11 protein-coding genes are annotated in these 10236 nt (G+C 68.0%); 7 read left to right on the forward strand and 4 right to left on the reverse strand.

Annotated elements, in window-relative coordinates:
- Positions 1-136: 136 nt before the first annotated feature.
- From MSM1_RS06215 to MSM1_RS06225, 3 genes are all read left to right on the forward strand, one after another.
- Positions 137-2362: a cation-translocating P-type ATPase gene (locus MSM1_RS06215; protein WP_213440664.1), complete on the forward strand. Its 2226-nt coding sequence runs from the start codon at positions 137-139 to the stop codon at positions 2360-2362.
- Positions 2363-2439: 77 nt separating this feature from the next.
- Positions 2440-3066, forward strand: a complete 627-nt coding sequence (locus MSM1_RS06220) for a DUF5134 domain-containing protein (RefSeq protein ID WP_213440665.1) — start codon at positions 2440-2442, stop codon at positions 3064-3066.
- Positions 3067-3073: 7 nt separating this feature from the next.
- Positions 3074-3817 carry an alpha/beta fold hydrolase gene (locus tag MSM1_RS06225; RefSeq protein WP_213440666.1) on the forward strand — a complete coding sequence of 248 codons (744 nt, stop codon included), beginning with the start codon at positions 3074-3076 and terminating at the stop codon, positions 3815-3817.
- Here the strand turns inward: MSM1_RS06225 and MSM1_RS06230 are convergent.
- Positions 3776-4642 (reverse strand): alpha/beta fold hydrolase, encoded by an 867-nt coding sequence (locus MSM1_RS06230; protein WP_213440667.1) that lies wholly within the window; start codon positions 4640-4642, stop codon positions 3776-3778. The genes MSM1_RS06225 and MSM1_RS06230 overlap by 42 nt on opposite strands.
- Positions 4643-4779: 137 nt before the next feature.
- Between MSM1_RS06230 and MSM1_RS06235 the strand changes: the two genes are divergently transcribed.
- The gene (locus MSM1_RS06235; protein WP_213440668.1) at positions 4780-5637 is read left to right on the forward strand and encodes an alpha/beta fold hydrolase; all 858 of its coding nucleotides are present in this window, start codon (positions 4780-4782) and stop codon (positions 5635-5637) included.
- Between the two features lie 72 nt (positions 5638-5709).
- Here MSM1_RS06235 and MSM1_RS06240 read toward each other — a convergent pair whose 3' ends face one another.
- Positions 5710-6435 carry a metalloregulator ArsR/SmtB family transcription factor gene (locus tag MSM1_RS06240; protein ID WP_213440669.1) on the reverse strand — a complete coding sequence of 242 codons (726 nt, stop codon included), beginning with the start codon at positions 6433-6435 and terminating at the stop codon, positions 5710-5712.
- A gap of 45 nt (positions 6436-6480) precedes the next feature.
- Here MSM1_RS06240 and MSM1_RS06245 point away from each other — a divergent pair, with 45 nt between their 5' ends.
- Positions 6481-6999: a DUF2231 domain-containing protein gene (locus MSM1_RS06245; RefSeq protein ID WP_213440670.1), complete on the forward strand. Its 519-nt coding sequence runs from the start codon at positions 6481-6483 to the stop codon at positions 6997-6999.
- A gap of 37 nt (positions 7000-7036) precedes the next feature.
- Positions 7037-7222, forward strand: a complete 186-nt coding sequence (locus MSM1_RS06250) for a hypothetical protein (protein ID WP_213440671.1) — start codon at positions 7037-7039, stop codon at positions 7220-7222.
- A 186-nt stretch (positions 7223-7408) separates the two neighbouring features.
- Here the strand turns inward: MSM1_RS06250 and MSM1_RS06255 are convergent, their stop codons facing one another.
- Entirely contained in the window at positions 7409-8731 is a 1323-nt protein-coding gene (locus MSM1_RS06255; RefSeq protein WP_213440672.1) for an ISL3 family transposase, read from the reverse strand.
- A gap of 62 nt (positions 8732-8793) precedes the next feature.
- Here MSM1_RS06255 and MSM1_RS06260 point away from each other — a divergent pair, with 62 nt between their 5' ends.
- The gene (locus MSM1_RS06260; protein ID WP_213440673.1) at positions 8794-9153 is read left to right on the forward strand and encodes a hypothetical protein; all 360 of its coding nucleotides are present in this window, start codon (positions 8794-8796) and stop codon (positions 9151-9153) included.
- Positions 9154-9229: 76 nt separating this feature from the next.
- Here the strand turns inward: MSM1_RS06260 and MSM1_RS06265 are convergent, their stop codons facing one another.
- Positions 9230-10219, reverse strand: a complete 990-nt coding sequence (locus MSM1_RS06265; RefSeq protein WP_213440674.1) for a helix-turn-helix domain-containing protein — start codon at positions 10217-10219, stop codon at positions 9230-9232.
- Positions 10220-10236: the final 17 nt, after the last annotated feature.

Genomic DNA, 10236 nt, shown 5'->3' on the forward strand with positions numbered 1-10236 from the left:
CGTACCGTCGGCTACCGGAGGGGTTGGCGCCCAGGTGGCCGCCTCGGGTGCTACGGGTGGCGCCGCCGGAGCGCCGTGACCCCCTTCCTTATCCGCTCCTCGGGCTTCCTTATCCGCTTCTCGGGGGCGAATCTGCATGGTGGCTGAAGCATCCTGGCACGCCGAAGCGAGCGACCGTGCCCTGACGGCGCAGGTCGAGTTCGCGGTGGCGGGCATGACGTGTGGGTCGTGTGCGGCCCGCGTGCAGAAGACGTTGTCCAAGCAGCCGGGGGTGGCCGAGGCGGAGGTGAACTTCGCCACCGGGATCGCGCGCGTGGATTGCCGGCCCGGTGAGGTGGATGTCGAGCGGCTGCGCGAGGCGATCGAGCGCCTGGGCTATCACCTGGAGCCGGTCACCGCGAGCCCACCCTCGCCGGGCGAGGAGAGTCGGCGCGCGCAGCGCACCTGGTTGTGGCGGGTGTGGCTGGCCTGGCCGCTGGGGCTGCTGGTGTTTGTGTTGACCATGTTTTGCTGTGATTACTCGTGGGCGCGCTGGTCGGCGTTCGCCGCGACGATACCGGTGCAGTTCGTGGCCGGCTGGCCGTTTCTTCGGGGGGCCGCGCAGCGGGCGCGGGCGCTAAGCGCGAACATGGATACGCTGATCACGCTGGGCACGCTGACCGCGTTCAGCTATTCCACCTATGGGCTTTTCGTGGGCGGGCCGCTGTTTTTTGACACCGCGGCGCTGATTATCGCGTTTTTGACGTTGGGCCGCTCTTTGGAGGCCCGGGCGCGGGGCAAGGCCTCCGAGGCGATCGGCAAGCTGCTGGAGATGGGCGCCAAGGAGGCCCGGTTGCTCGTGGACGGCCACGAAGTCCTGGTGCCGGTGGAGCGGGTGCGGGTCGGGGATGTGATGCGGGTGCGCCCGGGGGAGAAGATCCCCGTCGATGGTGAGGTCATCGAGGGGCGCGCCGCGGTGGACGAGTCGATGCTTACCGGGGAGTCGGCGCCGGTGGAGAAAGCGGTGGGCGATCATGTCGCCGGGGCGACCCTCAACACCGATGGGCTGTTGAGCGTGCGGGCCACCGCGGTGGGCTCTGATACCGCGCTGGCGCAGATCGTGCGCCTGGTTGAGCAGGCCCAGGCCGGCAAGGCCCCGGTGCAGCGGCTGGCCGACCGGATCTCGGCGGTGTTTGTGCCGGTGGTCATCGCTATTGCGGTGTTGACGTTCGCCGAGTGGGCGCTGGTCATCCTCGACCCGCTGGCCGGGATGAGCGCCGCGATCGCGGTGCTGATCATCGCCTGCCCGTGCGCGCTGGGGCTGGCCACCCCCACCGCGATCATGGTCGGCACCGGCCGGGGCGCGGATCTGGGGATTTTGATCAAAGGCGCCGAGGTGCTGGAGGGCTCCAAGAGGATCGACACCGTGGTGTTCGACAAGACCGGCACCCTCACCCGCGGGCGGATGCAGCTCATCGAGGTGATCCCCGAGCGGGGCCAGCAGGCCGATCCGGTGTTGCGGGTGGCCGCCGCGGCGGAGTCGGGCTCGGAGCATCCCATCGGGGCGGCGATCGTGGCGGCCGCCCGCCAGCGGGGGCTGGCGATCCCCGCGGCCACGGGTTTTGCCAACCGCGCGGGGCTGGGGATGCGCGCCGAGATCGACGGCGCACCGGTGTGCGTGGGGCGGCGCCCCCTAATCGAGGAGCACGGCTGCCTGCTGCCCGAGCATTTGGCCGCGGCGGCCACAGGGCTCGAAGAACGGGAGCTCACCGCGGTGTTCGTCGGCTATGACGGGCGGGTTGTGGGGGTGCTCGCGGTGGCCGACACCGTCAAAGACGAGGCCGCCGCCGTGGTGCGCCGGCTGCACGCCATGGGGCTGCAGGTCGCCATGATCACCGGCGATAACGCCCGCACGGCGGCCGCGATCGCCGGGCAGCTGGGTATCGAGCGGGTGCTGGCCGAGGTGTTGCCCCAAGACAAGGTCAGCGAGATCCGCCGGCTGCAACGGGAGGGCCGGCGGGTGGCGATGGTCGGCGACGGCGTCAACGACGCCCCCGCGCTGGTGCAGGCCGATCTGGGCATCGCGATCGGCACCGGCACCGATGTGGCCATCGAGGCCTCCGACATCACCCTGATGTCCGACCGGCTCGACGGTGTCGTGCGCGCGATCCAGCTCTCCCGGCAGACCCTGCGCACCATCCACCAAAACCTGGGGTGGGCGTTCGGCTACAACATCGCCGCCATCCCCCTGGCCGCGCTGGGCCTGCTCAACCCGATCCTCGCCAGCGCGGCGATGGGATTCTCCTCGGTCAGCGTGGTCAGCAACTCGCTGCGGCTGCGCCGCTTCGGCCGCGAGTCCCAGACGGGTCTCGGGCCGCGGTAGCGATAAGGTAAGCAAGGTAACCCCCGATCCCCAATTTCGTCAGTTTCCCGATAACCGATCAGAGCGGCCGACCCTGGATGATCCATGACCTGGTGCTTCGTTGGGTAGTCACCGGATTGTTCGTGCTGGGTGCCGCCGAAAGCGGCCTGACGATCATCACGGAACGCCGGCCATGGATGTCGGTCGTTGACCACGGGCTGCATTTCGCGATGGCGGTGGCGATGGCGGTGATGGCCTGGCCGTGGAGCGCAGGGTTTCCGACGATCGGACCCGCGGTGTTTTTCTTGCTCGCGGCCCTGTGGTTTGCGACGACGGCCATCGGGACGGCCCGAGCCGCTCCCCAGCGTGGCCTGTGGGGATATCACGGTGTGATGATGCTGGCGATGGCGTGGATGTATGTCCTCATGGACGGTCGTCTGCTGCCGGGCCGGTCGAACGCCACGAGCCAGGCTTCTCTGGATCCGTCGATGCCGGGAATGCCGGCGGGCGGCGTGTCTCCCTTTTGGGTCAACGCGGTGAACTGGATCGCTACCGTCAGCTTTGCACTCGCAGCAATGTTCTGGATATCCCGGGTTTTCCGGACACTCCTGCGCCCGAAAGGGCAGCGCCACGCGGCGGAATGCGGGTCGCAGGGTCACTCGGCTTTGGCTCAAGCGGTACTAGCCACCGGCATGGCTATCATGTTTGGCGCCACCGCTGGTTAAGCGGCCGGTGGTGTTGCTGAACGGAATCGCCGGGTCTCCGGCGACGTGGCGGCCGTTGGAGCAATACCTTGACGGCTTCGAGCGCATCGAGTTGGCGCTACCCGGGCGGCCCGACGCCGCGGGCTGTCGGTCCGTGCTGACGATGGCCGGATTCGCGGCACTGGTCGGCGACGCGCTCGACGAACTGGGCATCGACCACGCCCACGTGCTGGGGTTTTCATTCGGCGGGATGGTCGCTCAACAACTTGCCTATGACATGCCCGCCCGGGTCCGAGGGCTGATCCTGGTAGGGACTATCTGTGGGCTGGGGGGGATACCAAGCAACCCGATGAGCTGGTGGCGGGCTATGCGGGAGGACGCGCTGCCCGCCCCCTTGGGGTTGGTGCCGCAGTGGTGGGCGTGGCAGTGGTTACGAACGGTGCGCCGGGAATTCGGTGCCAGCTGGCCGGATAGCCTGCGGCCAGACGAGCTCGTCCAGCGCATCGCGGCCACCTGGCTGTGGTCCAGCCTGCCGTGGTTGCCGCGGCTGCCCCAGCAGGTCCTGGTGATCACCGGCAGCGCGGACGCGGTGGCCCCGCCGGAGAATGCCGACATTCTCGCCGCACTGATTCCCCGCGCCCGGCTTCACCGGGTGCGCGGGGGAGGGCACTTTTGCGTGGTGGATCGGGCCGCGGAAGTCGGGCCGGTCATCGCTAGCTTTTTGCGCTCGTCACAACCGGCATCGGGCGATAAGACTGTCGAGCTCGGCTGACATGCGGTCAGGAAACTGCAGCGGCACGAAGTGTGTGGCCGGCAGTTCGACGTAGCGGCTATGGGGTGTCTGCTTGCTGACCGCCCGCATTCGTTCGGCCGAGGTGATCGCATCCCAGGTACCCGCCACATAGGTGACCGGCATATCGATCGCACCCAGATCGATGGGCGGATGGTCGCCGACCGCACGGGCAAGGCGGGAATACCAGGGCCAATCATGGTTGGCGAATTGTCGCAACACGTGAAGCAAGATGTCGCCGTGAAGCAGGTCGAGCCCGAGTGCCGGCGCCCCGCGGAGGTCAAAGCCGTGTTCGGGAGTGCCGGGCAATCCATCGCCCAGCCGATTGAGGACCGGCCCGAGGTAGCGCATCAGGTGCGCTCCCACCCGTCCGGCACGCGGGCGCAAGAAGCGCGGCAGCGGGTGCAGCAGCGCGTCGAACGTGCCCCCAGGAACACCGGCGACGGCGAGCACACCGGCAATCCGCCGGGGTTCGCGCAGGGCCGCCTCGAATGCGACGTTGACACCGGCCGACCATCCGATCACTACCGCACGGTCAACGCCGTAGTGGTCGAGAACCGCGAAAAGATCATCGGCGTGGTCGGCGATGGTGATCCGGGACTCATCGGCGGGGCGATCCGACCCACCCAGACCGCGATAGTCCCACGTCATCACCCGGTAGCGGCCGGTCTGCCGGTTGATCGTGGGCCAGGCGTGATGCGGGGTGCCCAGCCCGTTGGATATCAGCACCGGAACCCCGCTGCCTTCGTTGTCCCAGACCCGCAGGCGTGTTCCGTCGCGAGATGTGGCCGATCGATATCTCGACATCCGCCCTGATTTGCGGTTCGCGTGTGATGTGTCGAGTTTAGCCGGTTATCGCCGGTGGACTGCGGCGCATAATGGCCCACCATGAGACGCGCCCACCCGTGTCCGGACCGGCACCGAAAGTGCCAGCGGGTGACACCATGACCAACACCCGGCTTCAGCTGACATCCGGCGCGGTGCACATGGAATCGCACGGCGACCCGCTGGGTCGCCCAATCCTGTGCGTGCACGGCTTGTCGGCTAATTGCCGGTCGTTTGACCGATTCGTGCCGGCGCTGAGGGATGCGGCGTACCGCGTTGTGAGTGTGGATTTACGCGGTCGCGGTCGCAGCGAGATCACCCCGCCGGGTTCTTACGGCTGGGATTCCCACGTCCGTGACCTGGTGGAGATCGCCAATCTCCTCGGGCTGCAATCATTCGATGTGATCGGGCACTCCATGGGGGGCTTCCTGGGGATGATGCTGGCCGCCCGGTATCCGCGCCGGTGCCGGCGGCTTGTGCTCGTCGATGCTCTCGGCACACCCGAACCCGGTGCCCTGCTGTCCGTCGCGCGGTCGGTGAGCAGGCTGGGCCGCACCTATCCGTCTGCGCGAGCAGCGCTGTCATCCGTGCGAGCCGCTGGCATTGTTGCGCACTGGGACGAGTTCTGGGACAACTACTTTGCGTGGGAACTCGAACCCGTCGGGGACGGCGTGCGGGTCCGCACCGACCTGGGCGCGGTGACCGAGGACAGCACAAGCGCGGCGGCGCACGACGTCTATGGGCTGTGGCGCCGGCTGGTCTGCCCGGTCCTGGTGCTCCGGGCAGGCCAACCCATGGCATCCGGAGGCGGCCTGGTGGTCACGCGCGACGACGCCGAGCGGTTTCTCGCCGGGGCCCGCAACGCGACCGTGGTCGACGTCGATGCCGATCACTATTCCATCTTGATCAGCCCGTCGGCGATCGCCGCCGTGGTGCGATTCCTCGGCCTCGCAACGGAAGCTAAAGCCCGCGAATAAGCCGGCGGGTGCTGCTCCAGCGCGCCGCGACCGGGTGCTGCCCCGGGGCGCCGCCGTCGGTGTGGCAGTCAGTTAGTCAGGGCTCGCGCCGGTCTCCCCGCGGAGTTCGACGCAGCACTCCCCGGCAGCGGGAGAACGCACGGCTGCGACCGCCTTCAGGCGCAGCCCGTCGAGAATGCCTTGCATGAAAGCGTAATTCAGCTCGCACACCAATTCGGGCGCGCGCTGGGCGATTGGATGAAACGGGCAATTGCGCAGCCGAATGCAGTGCGGGCTGATCCGGGCCGGCTCGAATCCGTAGTCGGTGATGATCTTTTCCGCCGTCACCAGCCCCTGCTCGGTTTCCGGTGTTCCTGCCGGAAGAATGTTGCGCCGCGCCGCCCCGGCATCATGACCGCGCTGACGGGCGGCGCTGGCCGCGGCCGTCGTCGCCGACACCTCGCTGCTCTCGCCGAGCACCGCTTCGACCAGAATCTCGGCCAGCAGCTCGTGCCGGCGTTCCGGGATGCTGACCCGGATCGCCTCGGCGACCGGCTCGTATACCTTGGGGCGCCGGCCCACCCGCGGCGCACCCTCGCGGCGGAACCGAAAGCGCAGCAGTCCGGCGTCGACGAGCCGGTCCAGATGAAATGCGGCCAGGTTGCGCGAGATCCCGGCCGCCGCGGCAGCCTCGTCTCGGCTGATCGGGTGGCCCGCCGAGCGCACGAAGTCAAACAGCCGGCGGCGCACCCCCTCGTCGAGCGCGGCGACGGCCCTGATGGCGTCCCGCTCACGATTTCGGCTGTTGACCCGCCGCACCCAATAAAACTAGCATTAATTGGTCAAATGGTCCCGGAGGTGGGCATGACCACACGGCTACATGACGCAAAGAGGCCGGTCAGCACCGTTTTGGCGGGCCCCTACGGGCACCCGTTTCATCCGGTTCTGGTGACGATCCCCATCGGGGCGTGGGCGTGCAGCCTCATCTTCGACGTGAGTTCGCGCGTCGTCGACAATGCCGGGTTTCTCGCGCAGGGCTCGGAATGGCTGCTGGCGATCGGGATCCTGGGCGCATTCGCCGCGGCGATGATCGGCTTCCTCGACCTCGTCGTGATTCCCTCGGGCACGCCCGCGTTTCGCACCGGCGTCGCGCACATGACGATGAACCTGCTCATCACGACCGCCTACATGGTCAATTTCGTGTGGCGGCGAGGCGACTACGGTACCGGTGCGCCGGTTGGTGTCGGGCCGCTGGTGCTAAACGCGCTCGGCTTCTCCGGGCTGGCCGTATCCGGGTATCTGGGCGGCAAGTTGGCCTATCGCTACGGTGTGCGCGTTGCGGGTGAGGCCGATCAGGCACAAGGGTTCACCACGGCTGGTTAGCCATAGGTTAGGTAAAAATGAAGGAAGGACACGGATCATGGGTATCGCAGCGCTGATCGCCTGGATCGTGACCGCTCTCGGCGGCTCGTACATGCTCGCCAAGTGGGTTGCCGGTGGCGGCCACCACGGCCAGAATACGAAGCTGGCGCCGTCGGTGGTATTCGGGCATTTTTTGGCCCTCCTGACGTATCCGTGGGTGGGTGGGGCCGATTCGGGGCCGTGATCTGATGGTTGAATTCGTTTGTGCTCCCTTCCGCGATAGTTGCCTGTAGCGCTGCCCGGGTGGGAGGTGTCCATGTGGAGCCCCCGAGCGCAGCGAGGCGGAACGACATGGACACCGACGAGCGGGTAGCGCAGAATCGGCGACGTCTGAGAGGGGAAACCCGAGGGGTGCCCTGGTGGAGGGGTGTTAGCCGCGGCCGGGCAGGGTGGGGCGGTGCCCGCCGAGGGCGAGCATGGCCAGGGCGATCAGCGCGGCGGGGTTGTGGAATCCGAATGCGATGCGGGTGAGCAGGCGGATCTTGGTGTTGGTGGATTCGATCAATCCTTGGGACAGGCCGTGGTCGAGGGCGGCGTCGATGGCCTCGCGGTGGCGTTTGATGCGGCGGGCCAGCTCGACGAAGACCGGGATGCGGCAGCGCCGCGCCCAGGAGATCCACTTGTCGAGGGCGTCTTTGCCGTCCTGGCCTTTGACCGAAAACACATGCCGCAGGCCCTCTTTGAGCAGGTACGCGCGGTAGAGCCGGGTGTCGGTCTTGGCGATCCAGGCCAGTTTGGCGGTTTGGCGTTCGGTGAGGTCTTCGGGGTTTTTCCACAGCGCGTAGCGGGCGGCTTTGAGCCGCCGTGCTCGTTCATGACCCGGCCGCGGCGCGGTGTTCCTGCTGGGCCGACCACAGCCCCATTTGGCCTCGCCGCGCGCGATCGCTCGCGCGTCGTTCCAGGCCCGGCGCCGCTCGGCATCCAGCGCCTCGGTGGCCCAGGCCACCACATGAAACGGATCTGCGCAGCGGATCGCGCCCGGGCAGCGCTCGGCGACCACATCGGCAATCCACTCCGCCGCATCGGCGGACACATGGGTGATCAGCGCGCACCGCTGGGCGCCCAGAGCGTCGAAAAACCGCCGCAGCGTCTTGGTGTCGCGGCCCGGGGCGGCCCACACCAGCCGGCCGCTGTCGTGGTCAACCACCACCGTGAGGTACTTGTGGTGACGCTTATAGGAGATCTCATCGATGCCGATCCGACGCAGACCCGCAAACCGGTCGATCCTCTTCTCCGTGTCGGCCCACACCCTCGCCACGATCGCCCCTACGGTGCGCCAGGCGACCCGCATCAACTCGCACACCGCGGTTTTCGAACACGCCACCGCCAGCCAGGCCACCGTGTCATCAAAGGCCAAAGTGTGCCCGGCATGGTGGCGCGCCCACGGCACCGCCACCACCGTAGGCCCATGGGCGGGGCAGTTCACCCGCGGCGCATCGGCCTCCAGCACCACCTGCATCGTGCCCCAATCCAGGCCCCGCCACCGGCGCCGACCCTCACCCCGGTCATACCAGGGCGCCCTGCGACCGCAGCGGCCACAACGGCGCGAAACACCACTTCGCGGCCGCACCCGCGCCACCACCAGCGTGTCGCCGTCGGCGTCTTCCTGCCCGAACTCCTCGAACTCGATGTCTTCGATCACGGTGCGCTGGTCGACACCCAGCAGCGCACGCCATAGCCTCACATTGCGCACGTCGTTGTTGGCTCCTTTGGTTCCTGACCTTCCACAAGCCAGAAACCTTAAGCCACAACGACGTGCGCCCCTTACATCAACAACCGGCCCACGGAAGCGTCAGAAGAGCCCATTTTTTCTCGGCGGCGGCGGGCCTGCTGCTCTGGATCGCCTATTTGGCGACCGGCAATCCCGCGGTCGCGGTGGCGGCTTCCTTGGTGCTCCTTGTAGTCGCGGTGCTGGGTTTCATCATGCTGGCGCGATGGGCCGCGACGTACTATGCGCGGCAAGCGGTGACCTCGGGCGGGCAACCGAAGGCCTCTTCCACACCCGCCGAACCGGAGCAGTCGTTTCCGATTGCCGTCATCGGCTTGCATGGTGTTCTAGCGGTCACCACCGTCACCCTGGTGTTGTTCGCGCTGTTCCCCATCTTTTCTCTCTGAACACCGCGCTGGCAGCCGATCTGTCAGCGCCAACAGAGCCATCGGTCGCGCGCCGGCTGGGTTGGTGTTTCTAGCCTCAGCCGGCTTGCGCGGCGTGCAGCCGCCCGAGCGCCAGATGCCGGCGCTGGTCGGTGGGGGCCAGCCGGCGCAGGGCGTGCTCGTGCAACTCGGAGTCATAGGGGCAGACCTCGCCGAGGGCCAGGGCCGGCTCCGGGGAGTCGCTGGCCAGCACCGCGTTGCGAATCGCCACCTCCAGCTGATCACGCCAGGCGATGATGCCCGGCGCCTCCGATTGCGGCAGCAACGGGCCCGCATAGCGCCGCACCGCCGCGGCGACATCCCCACGCGACAGCGCGTCGAGCACCTCGACGGCGTCGCATTTCACCGGGGCCAGCAGCGCGTAGGTGCGTGCGGCCAGCCGCCCGCCCAGCAGCCGGCGCACATGACACACCTCGCTTTTCAGGGTGGTGGCGGCCACCCACCGATCGCCGTAGATTTCGGCGGCCAGCTCACCCGGCGAAAAACCCGCCGGGCGCAGCGCCAGCAACGCCAGGATCTCCAGCTGGCGCAACGTGGCGCGCACCGGGCGCCCATCGACCAGCAGCTTTGCTACGCCCAGACATTGCAGCTCCACGGGCGCGCCTTTCTCCTCGGCGCGCTCCTCCCAGGTGTCACGCAGCCGCGTCTCGATCACCGAGGCCAACATGCGCGCCACCGTGGGCCCCAGCGCATTGGGCCGCTCCCCGGCGCTGCATAGCTTGATCGCGCCCAGCAAGCACCCGCACGCGTCCTGGATCGGCGCGGAATAGCACACACAGCCGTCGCGACGCTCCACCGAGTGCTCGCCTACAAGCGGGGCCGGCGCCATGCGTCCTCGCGCCATCCGGCGCCAGATCCACAAAACGGCCCCAGCCTCATCGATCACCTCGACCTCGAATCCCCCGTCGTCGGCGACACGCTGCAGCTCGTCCGCCAACTCGGTCACCGCTTCCCATAATCGTGCCCGCCAGCGTGACGAGAAGTCGACGTCACCTGCCGCGCGCAGCGCATCACTCGCGCGGTGCATCGACGAGACCACGGATC

The sequence above is a fragment of the Mycobacterium sp. SM1 genome, assembly GCF_018361265.1.
Classification (GTDB): Bacteria; Actinomycetota; Actinomycetes; order Mycobacteriales; family Mycobacteriaceae; genus Mycobacterium.

Bases quoted from the DNA above. Each gene is read 5' to 3' on its own strand.
- MSM1_RS06220 (WP_213440665.1), top strand. From the start codon at position 2,440: ATGATCCATGACCTGGTGCTTCGTTGGGTAGTCACCGGATTGTTCGTG.
- MSM1_RS06250 (WP_213440671.1), top strand. From the start codon at position 7,037: ATGGGTATCGCAGCGCTGATCGCCTGGATCGTGACCGCTCTCGGCGGC.
- MSM1_RS06265 (WP_213440674.1), bottom strand. From the start codon at position 10,219: ATGCACCGCGCGAGTGATGCGCTGCGCGCGGCAGGTGACGTCGACTTC.
- MSM1_RS06230 (WP_213440667.1), bottom strand. From the start codon at position 4,642: ATGTCGAGATATCGATCGGCCACATCTCGCGACGGAACACGCCTGCGG.
- MSM1_RS06215 (WP_213440664.1), top strand. From the start codon at position 137: ATGGTGGCTGAAGCATCCTGGCACGCCGAAGCGAGCGACCGTGCCCTG.
- MSM1_RS06245 (WP_213440670.1), top strand. From the start codon at position 6,481: ATGACCACACGGCTACATGACGCAAAGAGGCCGGTCAGCACCGTTTTG.
- MSM1_RS06235 (WP_213440668.1), top strand. From the start codon at position 4,780: ATGACCAACACCCGGCTTCAGCTGACATCCGGCGCGGTGCACATGGAA.